17 protein-coding genes are annotated in these 19473 nt (G+C 57.2%); 10 read left to right on the top strand and 7 right to left on the bottom strand.

The window, feature by feature from the left end:
- Both WDJ57_RS14105 and WDJ57_RS14100 read right to left on the bottom strand, forming a co-directional pair.
- Complete coding sequence (locus tag WDJ57_RS14105) at positions 1–681, bottom strand: nucleotidyltransferase domain-containing protein (RefSeq protein WP_338901452.1); 681 nt, start codon at positions 679–681, stop codon at positions 1–3.
- 110 nt (positions 682–791) lie between these two features.
- Entirely contained in the window at positions 792–1628 is an 837-nt protein-coding gene (locus WDJ57_RS14100; RefSeq protein WP_338901451.1) for an FxLYD domain-containing protein, read from the bottom strand.
- Between the two features lie 321 nt (positions 1629–1949).
- Between WDJ57_RS14100 and WDJ57_RS14095 the strand changes: the two genes are divergently transcribed.
- Positions 1950–2387, top strand: a complete 438-nt coding sequence (locus tag WDJ57_RS14095) for a hypothetical protein (RefSeq protein ID WP_338901450.1) — start codon at positions 1950–1952, stop codon at positions 2385–2387.
- A gap of 415 nt (positions 2388–2802) precedes the next feature.
- Here WDJ57_RS14095 and WDJ57_RS14090 read toward each other — a convergent pair whose 3' ends face one another.
- The gene (locus WDJ57_RS14090; protein ID WP_338906302.1) at positions 2803–3087 is read right to left on the bottom strand and encodes a CPBP family intramembrane glutamic endopeptidase; all 285 of its coding nucleotides are present in this window, start codon (positions 3085–3087) and stop codon (positions 2803–2805) included.
- 337 nt (positions 3088–3424) lie between these two features.
- Here WDJ57_RS14090 and WDJ57_RS14085 point away from each other — a divergent pair, with 337 nt between their 5' ends.
- The 4 genes from WDJ57_RS14085 (at position 3425) to WDJ57_RS14070 (ending at position 5322) form a co-directional block, all read left to right on the top strand.
- Positions 3425–3985, top strand: a complete 561-nt coding sequence (locus tag WDJ57_RS14085; RefSeq protein WP_338901449.1) for a hypothetical protein — start codon at positions 3425–3427, stop codon at positions 3983–3985.
- 45 nt (positions 3986–4030) lie between these two features.
- Positions 4031–4597: a hypothetical protein gene (locus WDJ57_RS14080; RefSeq protein ID WP_338901448.1), complete on the top strand. Its 567-nt coding sequence runs from the start codon at positions 4031–4033 to the stop codon at positions 4595–4597.
- A 104-nt stretch (positions 4598–4701) separates the two neighbouring features.
- Positions 4702–4836: a hypothetical protein gene (locus WDJ57_RS14075; RefSeq protein WP_338901447.1), complete on the top strand. Its 135-nt coding sequence runs from the start codon at positions 4702–4704 to the stop codon at positions 4834–4836.
- A gap of 36 nt (positions 4837–4872) precedes the next feature.
- Positions 4873–5322, top strand: coding sequence for a DUF7282 domain-containing protein (locus tag WDJ57_RS14070; RefSeq protein WP_338901446.1), 450 nt, complete (start codon positions 4873–4875; stop codon positions 5320–5322).
- 368 nt (positions 5323–5690) lie between these two features.
- Here the strand turns inward: WDJ57_RS14070 and WDJ57_RS14065 are convergent, their stop codons facing one another.
- The gene (locus tag WDJ57_RS14065) at positions 5691–9887 is read right to left on the bottom strand and encodes a PAS domain S-box protein (protein ID WP_338901445.1); all 4197 of its coding nucleotides are present in this window, start codon (positions 9885–9887) and stop codon (positions 5691–5693) included.
- Between the two features lie 248 nt (positions 9888–10135).
- Here WDJ57_RS14065 and WDJ57_RS14060 point away from each other — a divergent pair, with 248 nt between their 5' ends.
- Complete coding sequence (locus WDJ57_RS14060; protein ID WP_338901444.1) at positions 10136–10441, top strand: DUF7344 domain-containing protein; 306 nt, start codon at positions 10136–10138, stop codon at positions 10439–10441.
- A 390-nt stretch (positions 10442–10831) separates the two neighbouring features.
- On the opposite strand, the gene WDJ57_RS14055 is transcribed toward WDJ57_RS14060, so the two are convergent.
- The 3 genes from WDJ57_RS14055 to WDJ57_RS14045 all read right to left on the bottom strand — a co-directional run bounded on the left by WDJ57_RS14055 (position 10832) and on the right by WDJ57_RS14045 (position 14099).
- Entirely contained in the window at positions 10832–11554 is a 723-nt protein-coding gene (locus tag WDJ57_RS14055) for a class I SAM-dependent methyltransferase (protein ID WP_338901443.1), read from the bottom strand.
- A 7-nt stretch (positions 11555–11561) separates the two neighbouring features.
- Entirely contained in the window at positions 11562–12446 is an 885-nt protein-coding gene (locus tag WDJ57_RS14050; protein ID WP_338906301.1) for an aldo/keto reductase, read from the bottom strand.
- A gap of 534 nt (positions 12447–12980) precedes the next feature.
- Positions 12981–14099 (bottom strand): sensor histidine kinase, encoded by a 1119-nt coding sequence (locus tag WDJ57_RS14045; RefSeq protein WP_338901442.1) that lies wholly within the window; start codon positions 14097–14099, stop codon positions 12981–12983.
- A gap of 315 nt (positions 14100–14414) precedes the next feature.
- Between WDJ57_RS14045 and WDJ57_RS14040 the strand changes: the two genes are divergently transcribed.
- The 4 genes from WDJ57_RS14040 to WDJ57_RS14025 all read left to right on the top strand — a co-directional run bounded on the left by WDJ57_RS14040 (position 14415) and on the right by WDJ57_RS14025 (position 19376).
- Complete coding sequence (locus WDJ57_RS14040; RefSeq protein ID WP_338901441.1) at positions 14415–15017, top strand: helix-turn-helix domain-containing protein; 603 nt, start codon at positions 14415–14417, stop codon at positions 15015–15017.
- An 878-nt stretch (positions 15018–15895) separates the two neighbouring features.
- The gene (locus WDJ57_RS14035; protein ID WP_338901440.1) at positions 15896–17323 is read left to right on the top strand and encodes a dihydrolipoyl dehydrogenase; all 1428 of its coding nucleotides are present in this window, start codon (positions 15896–15898) and stop codon (positions 17321–17323) included.
- Between the two features lie 551 nt (positions 17324–17874).
- Positions 17875–18231, top strand: a complete 357-nt coding sequence (locus tag WDJ57_RS14030; RefSeq protein ID WP_338901439.1) for a hypothetical protein — start codon at positions 17875–17877, stop codon at positions 18229–18231.
- A gap of 71 nt (positions 18232–18302) precedes the next feature.
- Positions 18303–19376, top strand: a complete 1074-nt coding sequence (locus tag WDJ57_RS14025) for a two-component system sensor histidine kinase NtrB (protein ID WP_338901438.1) — start codon at positions 18303–18305, stop codon at positions 19374–19376.
- Positions 19377–19473: the final 97 nt, after the last annotated feature.

Below are 19473 nucleotides of genomic sequence, written 5' to 3'. Positions count from 1 at the left end.
CTATGCACCCTCTCCTGACGTGGCGTAGATGTTCTGACGGAGATCCTGTAGCCGGGCAGAACGGTCGAGTACCAGCCCGTAATCGAAGATCTCTGTCAGCTCGCCTCCGTGGGAGATGGCGGTGTCCGGCGTTTCCACGAGTACCTCGAACTCGTACCGGTTGCCAGCGAATGATTCCTCCTCGATGTCACGCGCGAGAGACGTACAAATACGTCGTCCGTAGGTGAGGGCACCGTCAACGATGATGAGGAGGTCGATGTCACTGCGACGGTCTGCTGTTCCGCGAGCGACGCTCCCAAAGAGGACGACCCCAACGAGTTCGTCGAGCTCCTCACTCTCTTGGATACGCGTCTCGAGTTCATCGAGATAGGCTTGAACTGGCTTGCGGAATTCGGACTGTGGTATCATGAACACGGGTCCCGGTCGCTGAAGGTGATCCATGTCGATCGTAATTCGGGCGGGACGCTGTTCACTCACCGCGATCACACCCAGTTTTTCGAGGAGGTCGACCGAACGGGAAATCGACGACACGTCCGCGCCCGTAATCGACGCAAGTTCTTGTTGTGTGAACTCTTCGAAGGGATTGTTCGCGAGGTGGTGAAGGATGTCCTGCATCGCCTGGTACCGGAAGATCCGTTCTTCCGGAAATGGGAAATCAAAAAGCACCTTCGAACTTTGCATATCGTGCAATTGTTTGCACATCATGAAAATGCTTCGGGTCACGTGGCGGTGCTCGACAAGGTGATCACAGAACAATTCAATCTGAAATTCGACACACCGAATGATCGTTCTCAGTCTGTGGTTAGGAGCAACTCGTAATCACTAATACCAGCAGCATCATCCGGTGGATCTAGTGTTGCATCAGCAGTAAACTTCCATGTCATGTCTGCAGTAAGATGACTCTCGGTATCACGCCCGATTTGGCGGAGATAACCGTTCGTATCGTAGAACGGGGCCAGCACTTCTAGGAAGTCGAATGCTTCGGTTACTTCGATCGTTCCGTTGACCTGTGGATTGTCGAGACTCGTTCGAATGTCCCCACTTTCGGTGACTGTTGCACCATCCGGTGACGTAATTGGGATGCGACGGGACTGGTCAACAATCCTCCCATCAATTTCATCGACTGTCTGATCACCATAATACTCTAGATACGCTCGCCAAGTGCTCTCTCCGGGGATGGCTAGAATGTTTGTCCGATCCGTGTCGATGGACTCCCCGTCTGCGTTAAGAAAGTCGACATGAACTTCTGCATATCCATGTATATTCGTCGTCTGGTTTTCGATGTCTACTTGCGCATATTTATCGGGTCCGAACATGGCACTGTCCGAAAAGAGCGTCGTCTCAACAACTTCAATTTGGCCCGGATCTGGCGCTGGTGTTCGTGTCGCTGTCTCTGCCTCAGTTTCCGTGTCCGTTTCCGTCGGTGAAACTGCCTCTGTCTCCGTCGGAGTCTCGGTTTGGGTCTGCGTTGGCGGTTCGAAGTCAGCGGCCGTCGAGGTTTTTTCTCGCGTTGCTGGCGGTTCTTCGGTTAGTTGAATGGATGTCGGCGTTTCAGTGGCTTCGGTATCAGTTCCGGTACAGCCAGCGAGACCGAAAGCACTCATCAATAGAAAGGAACGACGTTTCATGTTGATGAGTTCTGATGCACCCATATATTAGTTATTAATATCTGATAATCTCATGGAGAGACCTGTATCGTCCGATTCCTGCACTCACACTCTTGACCTGCTGCATTGCGAGAACCGTGCTCTGTATCGGTCACGGCGCTACTGACAGAGTTTGAGTAGTTGCTGAAGGTGCTGCTGTATTCAGAGCGCGGATCTCGCACGGCAGCGAGTTGAGACCGTGAGGAGTGAAATCGGTCGATACGGTGATCGGATTCAGCACTGCGCACCTCGTCACACCTCTCTTTCCAAAAACATTCAAAAGCTATCACACTACTGTGATGTATGAAGCGCCGCTCTGCCCTCCAGCTCGGTGGCTCGATGCTGCTCACAGCACTGGCTGGCTGTTCGCTCTCCGATTCGCTCGCGCCCGCTGAAGTGACAGTTTCTGAGATTACCATCCGGAATCGTCTCGAGAGGGCTGTTGAGGTGAGTGTTCTGCTGACGGCCAGCGATGAGATCGTTCTCTGGCGGACCGTCACAGTCCCGACCGCGCCGAATCAATTCGTTACCTTCGACGACTTACCTGCCGAACCTAGAAAATACACGCTGTACGCGCAGGTTCCCACTTCTGACACTGATGACCCGATTCAGGCAGATCTTGTCGAGGATGCGGGTGACCAATCGTGTCTGGAAGTCAGACTCGAAATCACATCGAACCCGCAGAATGACCGCAGTGAGCCGACTCTGGTCTATGGTTCGATAGGACAATGCAATCGATAGACCCACATCGTCCAGCGAGGAAGCTCCGACCCGGAAATGAAAGAGGAGAGAACCCAGTGCGTACTACAAGCCACCAGTAGCCTTGCTCGTGAAACGGTTGCTCAGTCATCGATTCGTAGGCGTACTGAGCGGCCAATGTCAATTCAGTCGTATACACCTGAATAGAATGCTCTCACCGTGCTGAACCCACGCTCTATGTTGGTCACGACGCAACTGATGGGATTCCAGTAGGTCGCTTGCATCTATGCAAGATACAGAGCGCGAATGTTGCACATGACTGTGACTGTTGGGACGCCGACGCCGAGCTCCCGTGTTGGCCGTGCTACCGGGACGGGTTCGACGTCCCGAACCCAAGCGCCAGCGAGGAGTATGCGAGCGCCTATCGGTCGAACAACCGTCCGCGACCCCGGCCCGGCTACTCCGGTACCGGTTTCTCACTGTCGTTGAGAACCGCCGCAACGTCGGGGCCCAAGAGTGAGATACCGTCAACCAGCGTGTGGACGCCAATCACGACGAGAAGGTTACCCGTTAGAACATACAGAACCGTCACCGACAGGGCCGGAACGCCGATGAAGACGACCTCCTCCAGCGAGTAGGTGTCGCCGGCGTAGTGACCGGCGGTGAACACCAGAAACGCGATTGCACCCGCCACGGGGAACGCGACGCCGCTCGTCGCCGGCTCGTTCTTCCGTCGGGTCACAGCCAGCAATACTGACCGCCACCGCGGCGACGGAAACCGCAAACAGAGGTGGCTACGAAGTAGACACCTGTCCAGACGTCTCGTCGTCTGGACGAATAATGATAACCAGTCATTCTCGGCAGGTCGCTCACATTTACTGCCATCTCGACCCGTTTGGTGCTGGTAACCTGTGCTTGTCCAAGTAGAGGTACTGAAGGCGGTGGTAGCGAGTATTCGGGAATCGAGTCTCCCGTCATTACCCGGTGTTTGATTCCAAATGACGTGATTCAAACGCAACTATAACTAATGCAGTATCTGGGCCAGCGTACCAGTGTAGCCTACTGGGCTACATGAGAATATGGACGACGAAGAACGAACATCTCCCACACGCAGATGTGTCTTGCGCAGGATCGCAGCATCGAGTGCCGTCGCTCTTGGCGGAGTCGGAACTGCGGCTGCAGAACACGGTGAACAGGGCGGAAATCGCGAGGGTGGCAACGACCACGGCCGGGGTAAAAGTGACGAGCGAGGCGGCGAAGGCGGTCAAGGCGGAGGCGGTGGTAGAGACGACACCGGACCGTCCCGGGTCACCGGTGGTTCGGCCCTCACTTTCGGCTGTTCGTATAGTGGCGGCGAGATAGTCGAAATCACCAGCAAAGGGTCCGGTACCGAACAGTACTTCAGCGGGTGCGAGGCAGCAAAAGAAGCCACGGCCCCCCCGAACAAGACGTACGAGGAGTACAACGTCGATGGCGGCTGTAACATCTACATTTACGAGAAAAAGCCCGTTACGACCAGCGAGGACCTCGGCGAGCCTGCCCTGTATCGGATCGCAGAAGTCGATCCGGATTGTGGCTCCCTGGACGGAGTCGACGTCGACAAACTCGGCCTGGAACCAGCAGAAGAAGGCTCCGGCTGACGCTTCCCACTAGAGGACATAGCACACTCAATTTTTCGAACTACTATGACCGAAAATCCAGGAGCAGACGAGACGATTTCCCGACGGACAGTCATACGGCGGGCCGCAGCCACCGGCTCACTCGTAGCCGGCGGTCTCCTCACAGCGCCTACCGCGACGGCTCAACAGGGGGGCACGGGATACGTCAGAGAGGGTCAACTGCGCGGGAAAAACAACCCCGACGAACCGCGATTCAAAATCGTCGAGCCGATAGGTGAGGAGACGATCTCGCCGGAGTGCACCGGCCGTGACGCTCCCGAGACGTATCTGGCGTACAAAATCCGGTGTCCGAACTTCCCCGGTGGCGGAGGCAACGAACAGGGCGACGATGACACCCAGTCCTCGGACTCTGGCGGGTGTTGTTCGGGGGGAGGTGGCGGGCGCCGAATCTACCTCAACCCGAATCGCAACGTTGAGACAGACCTGGATGAACTGTACAGATTCGTCCGGACGCGCGAGTGCCAGGGGTCAGGACCAGTGGAAGCCGACGACGACACTGGTGGAAACGAGACAAAGTACTACCAAGTGACGTTCAAACCCGCTCGAGGGAGGTGTTCCCGCCTGTTCGAGTGACATCGTCTATTTCGGCGACTTCGGCTCAGTGAAGACCGGCTCTCCAACACCGTCGTGACTCTCGGTTGTCGCGGCGATTACGTTTCAACGGTAGTCAAACAGGCATGACACAGAAACGAATTCTCACATTCCGGATCGGCATCGCAGTCCTGCTGTTCGTCGCCGTCGGTTCGCTCGGTGTGACAGCTGCCGTCGACGGGGCAACCACACAGGCTGACAATGGGACTGACGCCGGCTAGGGACCCACTGCGGCGGTTCAGTTCGAGAACCAGACGATGACAAACATGACGGTGACGATAGCCAGGACGACCCTCTCTGACGGGGGGTTCGTTGCAGTCTACAACCAGAGTGGCGCACTCGTCGGGGTCTCCGAGTATCTTGCCCCGGGTGGTCACGAGAATGTGACAGTGACGCTGTCATCCCCGCTCGAAGCCCCGGAGCGCGATCGCGAGCGGTCGCGCAACGGGACCGGCGGACAAGTCCGAGAGCGAAACCGCACCAGGACGACGACTCTGCTGGCGATAACCCACCGTGACACGAACGGAAATCTAGCGTTCGAGTACGTTTCTAGCAACAGCGTCGACGATTCTCCCTACGTTGACGCGGGCCCGGTCTCGGACGACGCCATCATTACGGTTGAGGCGGTTCGTGCAGGCACTGGTGGGGAAGGCGAGGGCAGGAGGGGAGGCGGTCAGAGGGGTCATAATGGTCGCCGCGGGTCGTAGTCTCGTCTCCCACTCTCCGATAGGAAGGCACGCTGCTCACCAGGTACTAACAACTAACCCACTGATAGCCAGCGTAGCACTACCCTAGAGACGTTTTGACCTCGTTGTCGGTACTGGTCGCTCAAAATGCATGCCGCTTTGTTATATTTCTGCCACTCGATATATATTTACTTATACAAAATGGCAGTGAATCCGGCGTAATCACATCGGAAACGCGGTGTGTTTCGCGAGTGCGTTTCCGATTTGTCATACAAGTCGGCACTCTGGAGAGGTCCTCGTTTTCACCTCAGCTACGTGAATAGGCTGGTCAGTACACTTGCAGACCGAGCACTGCTGCAGCAACTTGGGCAAGGTGCTTTTCTCGTTTGCTATCCGAGACTCTGCATCGGGGACGAAAACACCGCGTCGAGGACTTTCCGCTCGGCCTTGCGAAGGTGCTGGTGGAACGTCGGCGAGGCAATGCCGATCGACTCGGCGACTTCTTCGCCGGAGGTATCGCGCGGCCACTCGAAAAAGCCCGCGTGGTACGCGGTTTCCAGTGCAGTTTGCTGACGGCCCGTGAGAGCTTCCACAAGGTGACGTTGGAAGCGCGCGGGATCGTCGCGGTCCCGGCTGATTTGCTGGCGACGAACCAGTTCGCTAGCCGGATAGGCTGTTTCGACGGCATCAGTGACCGTTCGGGCGTCGACACTCGGGGCAAGATGGACCGTCATTCGAAGATCACCGTCTTCGATAACGGCCTGTTCGACGTACCCACCGAGCGATGCCACGACCGAGAGCACCGGTGGATCAGTCATCCGGACCTCGAAGCGAGTCGGGTCGCCCTCCGAACGGATGGTAAGCTCCCGCCAGTGTGGGACGTTCTTGGTGATTCTGGCCACAGTATCGACGGCGTCCGGCGCTACCGTCCCGTAGACGAGAAACTCCCCATCGCTGACCGGAACCGCAGAATCAAGGGTTATTCGCCCGCTTGTTTCAACGGGCACATTGAGGGCCGCGAATACGTCCTGGATCTGAAACTCCAGTTCCACGAGTTCGTCACTCATCAGCGCCTGCTTGCGTTCGGTAGCAGCGATGGCGTGGCCGACCACCTCGCCGAGCTGGCTAATTAGCTCTCGCTCTTCGCCATCGAACGCGTGGGGCCGGTCTGCATACACATTTATCACTCCGTAGACAGTTCTCTCGTGAACAATGGGAACTGCGGCCGACGAGCGGAAGCCGTACCGTTCGATGTACTCGCGCCACGGGTCGTAGCGGGATTCGGCACGGATGTCGTGGCTGACCTGCGTCTCTCCGGTTCGGAGTGCTCGTCCCGTCGGGCCTTCGCTCCGTTCGTCGTCGGGATCGACCGAGATCGTGATCCCATCGAGATACCCCTCGACCCCGGCCTCTGTCCGAAGATTCACCGTCTGCGTGGCCGTATCCGTGTCTCCGATCCAGGCGAACAGGTACGACTCGGAGTCGGCCAGCCGCTCGCAGACTGTCCGTTCGATCTCCTCGCGGGTGGATTGCTCGATGACCGCATCCGTGATCCCGCGGACGACCTCGTTGAGGTTGTTGAGCGCAGTAAGTCCCTCTCGCTGTTGTTCTAGCTCCTGTTCGTGCTCACGGAGTGCGACCTCGCGTTCCACGCGGTTGTAAGCGGCCTCGATGTTCGTGGCGAGCAACTCGACGAGCCGGCGGGTGTTCTCGTCGATACCACTTTCCTCGCGGGTACCGGCGACGAGGACACCGTAGTCGCCCATCGGGACAAACAGACCACCGTGCATCTCCGTGGCATTTGACTGGTGATACGGCGACTCGGTGATGTCATCGAGGGCGAGGACATCGCCACTCGTGTAGACGTGTCCGACGATACTACTGTCGCCCGGCGGCACGGTACGCAGGTCCCCACCGCGCACGAACTCGGCCTCCATCGAGTGTGCGGCCGGATACAGTTCGTCGTCGGCGTCGTCGTAGCGGTACACCGCAACACCGGCCAGGTCGATAACGTCCGCGACTGCCTCAATGACCGCCTCATCTACAACCTCGGCCGTTTGGACGTCGAATAGCGTCTGTGTGGACTCGTAGAGGGTCAGCAATGTCTCTTCGAACCACTTGCGATCGCTGATGTCACGAGTCACTCCGCACCGACCGGTGCGGCCGTCCTCGTATTCGAAGGGACCGTGCCGGGTTTCGACGGGCACTACCTCACCGTCCGCGGTCTGGAGTTCGCCCTCGAGAACACCGATCGCGCGGTCGCCAGCGATGACCTCTGGTGCCAGTTCGTTGGCGTCCTGGTTTACCTCGTCGCTGGTGATGAGAGTCGGTTGTTCCCCGAGCAGTTCGTCACGCTCGTAGCCCACGAGCTCACAGAACGCATCGTTGACGAGAACCATCCGGTCGTTCTCGTCAAGCGCGTACACGCCGTCCCAGACAGTTTCGACGAGTTGCTCGTACCGTTCCAGTTCGCGCTCGCGCTCCTTGCGCCCGGTGACGTCCCGCGTGACGCCGACGCGGCCGACCTCGTCGTCGAATTCGAGGGCGACGAATTGATTGTGGACAATACGGGTCTCGCCGTCCGGGCCGATGATGTCGGTCTCGAACGCTACTGAGTCACGCTCGTCGGTGATCAGCTCCAGCCACTCCTGTTCGTCCGTGTCCACGAATCGATCGCCGAAGAACGCCGACCCGTGAGAGCCGAGTAACTCCTCTCGCGTGTGCTCGCTCATCGCCACGAATGCGTCGTTGACGAAGACGAAGTGGCCCTCGCCGTCGGTGGCGTAGACCCCGTCGTCGACTGTCTCGACCATACGCTCGAACCGCTCTAATCGCCGCTCGCGGTGCTTACGGTCGGAGATATCCTGGAAGTAGACCGACAGTCCAGTCTCGGAAGGATAGACGTGATTTTCAAACCACGTTCCGATGGGCTCGTAGTATTCCTCGAAGGAAATCGATTCCTGGGTCTTCAGGGCCTCTTCGAAGGCCGACTCTGCCTTCGAGCCCGGTTTGAGCACGTCCCAGATATGCCTGCCAACGAGTTCCGACGAGGAGTGGCCCAGGAGAGTGCTCGCCTGTTCGTTGACGTAGTTGAACCGAAGGTCACCGTCGAGCGAGAAGAATGCGTCGTCGATACGCTCGAATATCCCCTCCAGTTCGCTCTGGAGATCATCGCGTTGTCGTTCGAGCCGTTGTGCTTGCTCTTTGAACTGTGTGACCTCGGTTGTCGTGACGACGACGCCCTCCGTCTCACCGTCGAATGGTTTTGCATTCACCGAGAGCCACCGCGCCCGACCGTCGGGGCCGTCGATGCGTATCCGCTGGTCGGTGACGGCATCCCCCGTCGAGAGCGCCCGCGGTGCCGGCCGCTCCGGATACGGGATCACGTTCCCATCGGTGTCGAGAGGCGGTTGTTCGCCGAGCGAATAATTCAACGACTCCGCATCACCCCGACCGAGCAGTTCCATGAATCGCTGGTTCGCGCGTTGCAGTTCGCCCTCCGTATCGAAGATGGCGATGCCGATCGGGCTGGCTTCCTGAACCTTCTCGAGAAGGTTTCGTTCGCGCCGGATCCCCTGTTTGTTCTTCCGTCGCTCAGTCATGTCACGGGTGATTTTCACCAACCCGTCGATCTCGCCGTCGTCACCGCGGATGGCCGTGATCGTGACGTTGGCCCAGAAGCGTGAGCCGTCGGCACGGAGACGCCACCCCTCGTCCTGAAACGATCCCTGTTCCAACGCCGTGGTGAGGTTTTCCTGTGGGACTCCGGCTTGCCGTGCTTCGTCGGTATAGAATCGAGAGAAGTGCTCGCCGAGGATTTCCTCAGTCGTGTACCCTTTGATTCGTTCGGCACCTTGGTTCCAGGTCCGAACGTAGCCGTCGGGATCAAGCATGAAGATCGCGTGCTCCTCGACAGCGTCGATAACCGACTCGAACTGTATGCGGTCCCGGTCGTGAGCCTGTTTCATCTCTTTTCGGTCGGTGATGTCGTAATAGAGTTCGACTCGGCCGCCGGCATACGCGCCGGCTTCGATAGGCTTGCTGCGGTGTTCGAGCCAGCGCTCTTCGCCATCGTCTGGCGTGACGTGACACTCAAACTGCTCAACGTACGTGTTGTCGTCGTACGTCGCCAGGACGGTCTCGGTAAACGCCTCGCCATCGTCAACGACTGACGCGATCTGCTCTTCGATGAGCCGGTGTTTGTCCCGGCCGAGAACGCGATTCCGATCAAGCCCGAAGTACCGTTCGGTCGCATCGTTGATCCACGCGACATCGAACTCCTCGTCGATGACGAAGATTGCGACGTCTGCGCTGTCGAGCACGTCGTCGATCAGAGACTCGGTCGTCGCTGACCAGTCGGGAGTCGTATCGCTGTCCGCCGGCGGTCGCCACCACACACGGCCGCTCCCGCCGACCTTCTTGGTTTTGAGGCGGTTGTGATCGACGAGCCGTTCTAAGCGTTCGTAGGTACTCCGTCTGCCAAGGTCAAGATGATCTGCGACCTCGGTGGTCGTCCAAGGTTCACCGGAGATCTCGAAGAGAGCGAGTGTCTCCCGCTGGATCTCGGTCAACGATGTGGAAGACATTACTCCGTATACTCACGGCCTAGGTTTGTAAGCCCTCCGCAACCGGAGGGGTGTCGAGTTGCGGAGGCACCGTCAGTGACGACCCACTGGTCGTCTTGTACTTAAAATAGGTGACAACATAGTATGCAGATGAGTCGGTGGAACTCCATGCTCGGGCCTAATCAGTTTTAGTACAGCTTTACCCAAAGTGGGATCTTAAACAGGGGTGCGCCCTGCCCCAACATCGGCATCACGGGGGAACACCAACTATGAGCCAGTCACCAACCGATAGTACAAGGGAGTATGCGGGAATAGAAGATCTGCCCACGAGTGACCGCCACAAGCTACTCGCAGCGGAATGCCGGAGAGCAGTCCTCGATATCTTGACTGAACGGGCCGGTCCAGTTGATCTTGAGGAGCTTGCGGTGGCGATCGCTGCACGTGAAGCAGCGGAGGATGCAGTTAATGAAAAGACAGTCGAGCGGGTGGCTATCGGTCTTCACCACAATCATCTCCCCCTAATGGCGGAATTCGGTGTCATCGACTACGATCCAGAGGCAACCTTAGTTGAATGATATCGTCGTCGCCCTGATTCGTGAACATGATCGTGATTTTCTGAGGGGGAGATGGAAGCGACCCCGAGATGATTAATGTGCAGATCGTGTGGTGGATTTATCACTGAAATCATACCTGATCGGCATTCGAACCCGTCTCCTCAGAGTGTTCTGAGTGTAATGGCACGTTCTTCAAGCACAAAGAGTCAGGCAAGATTACTGAGATTGAGTTATCAACGCGAATTGACAGTTTGATGACTGGATGTTACAGGGTCCAATCCCATAGTAGATAATATCAGACAAGATTTGGGATGATTGATTCATAAGCCAGTAATTCAATCACCTGTATTCAGCAGAACGGTATCGACAGGCGAGAACGGTACTGAAGTACGCCGAACTACCGGTCGGGAATCACCGCTCGGACATCCGAAACGCGAGACTGTACATCGTCCCTGTCGACTCTGACCCAATCTCTTCGACGAGCCGATCGAGTTCGGCGGCGAGTGGATCAGCGAGCCTTCGGGGGAAATCACTCAAAGCCTTCCGAGCGAGATCAGCGTGAGCCTCGACGTGAGAGACCGTCCAGGGGACGGGATCAAGCAGGATTCGTTTGCGATCAAAGGTCAGGCCGTGGCCTTCGAAGACCCGGCGCAACATATCGGAGGGATAGAACGTGAGCGCGGGCGTGCCGTCAGCCAGCTCCGACGCAGCGTTTTCGACGGCGAAAAGATCCCTGATAGCCGCGTCGTCGGGGAGCGGCTCGTAATCGTCAACGACGAGATGTGCCCCAGGGGCGGCAATCCGGGCTAGCTCTGCCGAAATCCGTCCGAGCGCAGAGGGTGGAACAACGTTACACAAGCCATGTGCGGTGATGAGATCGACCGCGTTCGACTGGAGCGGTGTGGATTGAAGATCCGCTTTCATGATCGAGATCCGGGACGCCTCGTGGGAATCAAGAGAGGACCTGAGGTCCCGGGCGTGTTCGGCGTTGTTCGTGACTGCGTAGACGTGGCCTGCACCCTGTTCGAGTAGCCCGCGGGTGGTATTACCGACGCCGGCTCCCGCCTCGAGGCAGGTCGCACCCTCGACCGGGCGGTCCGCGAGAGCGGTTTCGACAGTCTGTGGAACCGACATCGAGCGATCAGTGGTGAAGTTGCTCGGGGACGGGCGAGTCTTCGTGGCGCAGCTCCTCGATCAGCGACCGCTGGGCGGCTTCGTCCATGGGCTCGTACCGCGAGGCAGCGTCGAAGGCCATCGAAACGAGCTTGGGGTCGCCCGGTGTCACGACGCTCGTCACGTCCTGAGAGGCCACGAAGTTGAAGCGCTCGCGCATCTCTTCGGGCGTATCGACGGGCTCGTACCAGTTCGCGTACGGGCGGTCCTCGACCGGGAGTTCGGCCTCGGAGGGCCAGGGGCCTCTCGCGAAGGCCTTGATGATCAACGTCCCGATGCCCGCTTCGTTGGCGCGTTCGAGGACTGCCTCGTAGTCGTACTCGGCGTCGGTCTTGGCCATCACCACGGGGTTCAGCGGGAACATCAGCGTCTCGAGATCGTCGATGCGGTCGATCGCCTCCATGATGAGGTCAGGATCCCCATGGCTCGTCAGGCCGATGTGATCGATCAGTCCCTCGGCCTTTGCCTCGCGGAATGCCTCGAGGGCACCGCCTTCACCCGTGATGGTGTCGAGTTCCTCCTCATACTCCAGCCCGTGGACCTGGTAGAGATCGATTGTGTCGATGCCGAGTCTGTCGAGCGAGCGCTCAAGTTTGTCCCGTGCGCCATCATACTCGCGTTTCTGGGTTTTACAACCGAGGAAGATTTCCTCACGGTGCTGGCGGAGTTTTGGCCCGAGTTTGAGTTCGGCATCGCCGTACTGGGGTGCTACGTCGAAGTGGTTCACACCGTGATCGAGAGCGTGTTCGACCATCTGATTGGCCCCCTCCTGTTCGAGCCAGTTCAGGGCGATGGCGCCGAACGTGACGACCGTGCTTTCCTGATCGGTGTCGCCAAGCTTGCGGGCCTCCAGATCGCCTGTCATAGTTCGACTTGGGGGGAGTCGGAAAATAAAGGGCAGGGGTCGGATAGAATTCGCCTCAGGATGCGCGGCAGGAAGAGTTCTGCCCACTGTCACAGTGAGCGTTTCGAGGAAGACGTAGCGTGCAAGCGGTCCCTCGATAGATTCGCGGATCGAGAGAACATCGCTGTTTCTGCAAGACACGCGCCTTCTGTTCAGCATCTTATGAACGTCTTAGCAGAATACAATCAGGTGTACCCTGCAACACTCAGAGGATGTATGCAGCACGAAGCGAGGATTTCTTTCTCACCATCTGAACTGAATCTACTACTCACTAAGCCTGCAGAGCCAGCAGCCACACTGGTAGTGAGCGAGCGCGGTTGCCGCACGCACTGTGTGGACGCACCTGCTCGATCGGCACTCAGGGAGAAGCAGGTCGCTGCGTTTCAGATGGTCGCAGCACGTCCGCTGTACTGGTCAGCGTCTTCGCCCCTAGATTCTGAGGATGAGGACTGCTGAAAGTACCCAGACTAGGAGTTCGTCTTGTTAAGACCTTGAGACATCCGAGTCCGGTGTATCTCCACTGGCCCGAGGGAGTGTGACGGTCACCACGCTCCCAGTGTCTCCCGTCTCAATGAGTTCAAGACTCCCACCATACCTCTTAGCAAGTTGGGTGACGATTGCGAGTCCCATTCCGTGGGTCGTATCCATCTGTTCCAGAGGCTCGAAGACGTCGCCGAGGCTGTCGGTGGGAAATCCCGGCCCGTTATCCTCGACCGCGACGGCCACGGTCTCACCAGAACGCGTTGCTCTCACGGTTATTTTCGGATGCTCGCTATCATTGTGTTCGACCGCATTGTCGAACAGGTTCGAAAAGAGCCGCCGAAGCAGCGTATCTCCGCGGACGTACACCTCCCCAGGGACTTGTAACTCGGTCACGACTGGACAGTGTCGTTCCTCGACGCGGCGCAATTCCTCACGCAACAATGGCGTGAGATTCACCGGCCCGAGTTCGTCCCGGTCTTCTGAGACTGCAAGCAATACCTGCACGTCATCGATGATACTCGTCATGCCATCAGTCTGACGCTGAATGACGGCGATTCGGTCATGGACGTCCTCATTCTGGGTTGCTTCCGCAGCAAGACTGGCGTGGCCTTTGATCGCGTTTGCAGCGTTCAGGACTTCGTGTCGAAGTAATCCATTGAGATACCTGAGGAGTCGTTGCTGGTCCTCTGCTTCTTCAGCGTGGACTGACGTGCGTTCGAGTGCAACCGCCTGCGACACACCGCGGACGTAGAGGTAACTAATAAGAAAGCCATTGCCAACCCCGACGGTGACACCCCAGCGAAGGACTCCCGCCTGAGGAATCCAGGCGTCGAAGAGCGTGAACCCAACGACACCGAAAAAGACCGTGAAGAACGCTAACCCAGAGAGGGTTCCGATAGCGAGATGCTGATAATACTCCTCAGGAACCGGGTTGCGGATGAGGCTGTACCCACCACCAATCGGGACGAGTGCAAACGGAAGGCTCGTCGAGACGCCCGCAATGAATGGCCAGGTGAATCGAGTCTCACCCACGAGCCGCAGCGCAATCTCGAAGACAAAACTCCCGAGGAGCAAAAGACCGAGAAAGCAAAGGAGAGACGGCAACCACCGTCGCTTCATACCGGTTCGTTATCAACTACCATATAAAATATTTCTGTCAACATCGCCCCATGGAAAAAGTTGAGGTAGTGGTGCTCAGTCGTTCGCTTGACCGCGTCGCGAACGTGACGCTCGGAAAGATCGGCGGACGAGTCTCGTGGCGCAATGTTCTCGACGTTTTGGTACTACTGGAGAGTCCGCTCGACGTCAAGGAGCGAACGGCGCCAGTCGGAAGCGAGTAGGGTAGTTTATAGTAAGGTTTTCCAGCCGATTGAGAGGCCTATATTTATCGCCTCCCCACATAACAGTCGACATAAATGGAGGGACACACTATCGATGTCTGATCGAAGTACAACCCAGGCCGACGACGAGAGTGACGAGGTCCAGTACAATCCGAATTCCGGTCGATATGATATCTACGAATGCTCCGTCTCTGATTGTGACAATGTCGTTCTCGTGGTTGGGAGCGACGATCCACCGATGTCCTGCCACAATAAACCAATGGAGCGGGTTACAGAGTTGGATATGAGTGTGAAATCGCCGGATGTGAGGCAGGTTCTCCTCCAGGCGTTCGGTCTTCCGAAGGCCGGACTTGATATCTGTCTGTGCGTTATCGGTGAGGGGCCTCTGTCGGCGAGCGAAGTCGCCGACCAGCTCGGGTTCGACAGAAGTACGGTCACGCGGTATCTCAACACGCTCGTCGAACTGGGATTGCTCAGGCGGTCTGAGCTCAATCGGGAGGGTGGTGGCGTGGTCAACGTGTATCACTCGGTAGACCTCGAACAAATGCGGCGGGAGACTTTGATCGGGTTCTACGTCTGGGCCGGCGAGGCCGCGGCACTGATCGAAGATGCGAACCTGACGAAACAAGACTATCTCCGAGAGAATCCAGACAACGAGTTGCCGGGCGTGTTCTGGGACTCGTTCCGCGACGAGTGATTTTGGACTCCACCCCGGCTGTTTCTTCTAGGTATGTGTGTATCATTAAATCGACTTCATGAAGTTGTTTCACCAGTTCGTTAGCAAATTAGCCATTAGAGTGAGTGTGCACATCCAACGCTTTCAATTCGGCATCTTCTGGGTATGGAATAGCAGTCTCTCGCCGTTGTTTGAGAGACAGGGTAGGTCAGCCAGCGGAAACTACACGTGGAAACCACGCGAATTGAAAGGCGACTGGCTGACTGTGCCGTCTATCTACAGTCATGGGCCATCGCGACAAACCCCTCCGGTACTCGGAGATGACGCATATCGAATTGTTTGAGAGCTATCGAGTGCGGGCTACCTTGTCTACACGGAAGGATTCCTCGTCAGTCCCTGAGCGTTACGCCCCCTCTCTCATTTCGGCTACTTCGAGAAGGACGAGAGGCGGTCTAGGACACACTGGTTGTTCCGAGTCAGGTAGCGTCTCACACAAGCGTCCCCTGTGTGGACACATTGCACCTCCGCTGAAACTTTATTTTTCAGTAGCCAGAGCAGTAAATGGGGCGAGATGTCACACGCTCCACCCCCTCTTTCAATGACAAGCGATGACGGGCGCCTTGGTATCTGTCCAAATTGCGGGGGGGGATATTCACGAGCGTGACGAACTCATCACCTACCGCCGTTCAGATGACTCAATCGGCGTCTTTGCGGAATGTCCGTCCTGTGACGCTGTCGTCGACCCGGGCGAGCCATAGCGTTGTATTCTCGAGTGAGTCTGAATCAGAACTCGATATAAAAACTCCACATCGATACAGCATCCTCGATTCCACAGTGAAGGTGTGACCAGGTTGAACGTCCGCGGGTGATTCTTATCATCTCCTCCCGACCTATGGAACATGGACGAAGTTGAATTTCTGGTCATCGGCTCCGGGTCAGGATTAGACGTAGCAAACGCAGCCGCAAACCAGGGACTGTCTGTTGCGGTGGTCGAAAAGGGCCCGCTTGGAGGGACGTGTCTCAACCGTGGGTGCATCCCCTCGAAGATGTTACTCTACCACGCCGATGTACTGGAAACAGTCGAACGCGCCAGTGAGTTCCATATCGACGCTGAGGTTACCGAAATCGAGTTTTCCGAGATCGTCGGTGAAGTCAACGAGGAGGTCAACGCTGATTCTGAATCGATTCGGGAGGGGCTGCGTTCGTCTCCCCGACACGACCTCTACGAGGGCGAAGGCCGGTTCATTGACGAGCGGACTGTCAAGATTGTAAGCGGCGAAGACGAAGGTTCCATAATCAAAGCTGAAACGGTCCTCATCGCTGCCGGAACTCGCCCTGCAATTCCAGATATCGACGGCATCGACAGCGTCGAGTACTTGACGAGCACTGAGGCTCTCCAGCTCGAGACGCCACCCGACGACCTCGTAATCGTCGGTGGTGGATACATTGCCGCGGAACTCGGCCACTTCTTTGGAACGTTCGGGAGCGACGTGACGATCATCGGACGCCGTCCGAATCTGTTGCCGGAAGCCGACGAGGAGGTAGCAGAGGCGTTTACTGAGCGATATGCTGAGCGATTTATAATCCACACAGGCCACGCGGCTACCGAGGTGTCGGAAACCGATGGAACGGTGACTGTCGAAGCCCAACCCTACGAGTACGGCCCCGACGGCGGCGTCACCGGCGAGGGTTCCGTGACTGTGACCGGTGACGAACTGCTGGTTGCTGCGGGACGAAGGCCGAATACGGATCTACTCAATGTCGATGCAGCAGGTGTCGAAACAGACGAGCAAGGCTTCGTCAAGACCGACGAGTATCTCAGGACAACCGCCGACGGGGTGTGGGCACTTGGTGATATCGTTGGTGAGTACCTGCTGAAGCACAGTGCAAATCACGAAGCACAGGCTGTCGCCCGGAACCTTTTCGGCGATGAACTCCAGGGAGTGGATTACACCGCGATGCCATTCGCGGTGTTCGCGTCTCCAGAGGTGGCTGGCGTCGGCGCTCGTGAGCAGGAGCTCAGGGATGGCGACCGTGAGTATGCGACCCGGACGTACCGGTACGACCAGACTGCACGCGGGAGCGCGATGAAGGCAGACGGATTCCTGAAAGCGCTTATCGATCTCGACGGAGAGATCCTCGGATGTCACATTATCGGACCGGAGGCATCAGACCTCATCCAAGAGGTCGTCGTCACAATGAAAGCTGGCTCCGGTACCGTTCAGGATATTCGCGAATCGGTACACATCCACCCCGCTCTGTCGGAGGTCGTCCAGCGCGGCTTCTCGGGACAATTCAGTCGCAGAGGCAGCGGTCACTCCCACTGACTGGACACACCACACCCGCTTCTGCACCCGGCCTGGCACAGAGAAATAGACTCTCGACCGCGAGTAGTAGTATCCGATCCAAACAGAGTGTCGTAGCACGGTTCTCGTGGCCGTTCTTCACTCCTCCTGCCCACTCACCACAGCAAGACACTTACCTGCCTCAGGCCCGTAGGACAGATCGTGTTTTCCTACCTCAAGAAACTCTTCCGGAGTCGCCGGCGTCTCGACCAGTGTACCGTGTGTCGAGATCCTGTCTTTCCAGGTTCTAAGCGCTGCAAGACCTGTCGCAGTGAGTGAGCGCTCTCCACCAAGTCGTCCCACGGAGTAGCGGAGTTGGGTCACTGGTTGGACGTGTTACTGCAAAGAACGGAGATTCGCGAATTCCAAGAAGCGCACGGTCACTGGACGGATAATTCACTTTCAACGAACCAGAAACCACCTCTTTTGTGAAACGACCACCCACACCCACTATATAAACCTTGCCCGGGTACGCTTCGAGGTTACACGGCGACAGCCGGCATATATCAGTCCGGGCAATAGGAGAGGATGCAATGTCGAAAGCAGCAGTCATCATCGTTGCAGGAACTGACGGACACGCCAACGTCGGTCGACTCGTGAACGGCCTCGAAACCGCCAAGGAATTCGCCGAAACCGACGGCGACGAAGTTGAACTCATCTTCGACGGGGCTGGGACACAGTGGATCCCCAAACTCGAAGATGAAGACAGTGACTACCACGAATTGTATCAGACTGTTCGCGACGACGCCTCTGTCTGTGACTTTTGTTCCGGTGCATTCGGCGTCGAAGATGCCGTTGCCGATGCGGGAGTAGTAACACTCGATGACCACGATGGGCACCCGAGCATCCGCTCGCTGGTCGAAGACGACTACGAGATCATCACGTTCTAAGCGCCATCCTCTTCAGCCGATGGGAACCGGTTCTCGGGGTCCCGTCGAAACAAAGTGAGGAAAGCCAACCCATGCCGAATGAGCCTGAGAGAGAACGCGGGACACCTCCTGAGTCAGAGAGAGAAGAGCAGGTGTCCTCTGTCGAAGAACGCTACCGGAAGATCTTCGAGCATAACAATGACGCCGTCATGATTGTCGATCTCGAAGGTGAGGAGTTCGTCGACGTCAATCCGAAGGCGTGTCAATTGTTGGGATACTCCCGAAGTGAACTCTTGGCGATGCATCCCGAAGAGATTCATCCGGATGATATCGATCGAATCCGAGACGAGTTCATATCACAGGTCACCGAAGAGGGCACGGGGTTCACCGACGAATTGACGTGTCTGACGAAGACTGGGTCGGTAATTCCGACAGAGATATCAGGCGCAGCCCTGGACCTCTCCGATGACGAAACCAAGCCGTCGCAGATGGTTGCCATGCTCCGGGACATCTCTGACCGCGTCGAGCACCGACGGGAACTCCAGGAGAAGATCGAACGGTTGGACCAATTCGCCAGCATCGTCTCACACGACCTCAAAAACCCACTGTCGGTTATTACTGGCCATGCGACGCTCGCACGTGAGACCGGTAATCGCGAACATTTCGAAGCTATTGAGGACGCCGCAGAGCGGATGGATGAGATGTTGTCGGATCTCTTGATGCTCACCCGAGAGGGGAACCTTGTCGGGGATCGAACGACGATCGAGTTGGAGACCTTAGCACGAAAGGTCTGGCTCGAATGTAACCTCGAACCAGCGACACTTGATATCGAGTCGTCGACGAGCATACGCGCGGACCGGGACCGCCTGCACGAACTCTTCGCGAACCTCTTCGAAAACGCGTCGACGCACGGTGGGCAGTCAGTGACCGTACGTGTTGGTGCGTTCGACACGGAACAAAACGAGGGGTTCTATATCGAAGATGACGGGGACGGGATTCCAGTTGACGAGCAGGAGAACGTGTTTGACTGGGGTCATACGACAACGAGGGATGGAACGGGCTTCGGACTCGCTATCGTCGCCGAGATCGTGGACGCACACGGCTGGTCAATCGGCGTCTGTGACTCCGAGTCTGGGGGTGTTCGATTCGAAATTTGTCTCACGTGAAATCCCTTCGACCGGGAGTCGCGTGTGATTCAGCAGAATCGTCGTGAGAACCAGCACACAACCGCCATATGTTTTTATTAACTCGCTCTGGTTTCTT

This window comes from Salinibaculum sp. SYNS191, from assembly GCF_037338445.1.
GTDB lineage: Archaea > Halobacteriota > Halobacteria > Halobacteriales > Haloarculaceae > Salinibaculum > Salinibaculum marinum.
Note: the sequence above shows the minus strand (reverse complement) of the source record. Positions and strands in the feature narration are given on the sequence as shown.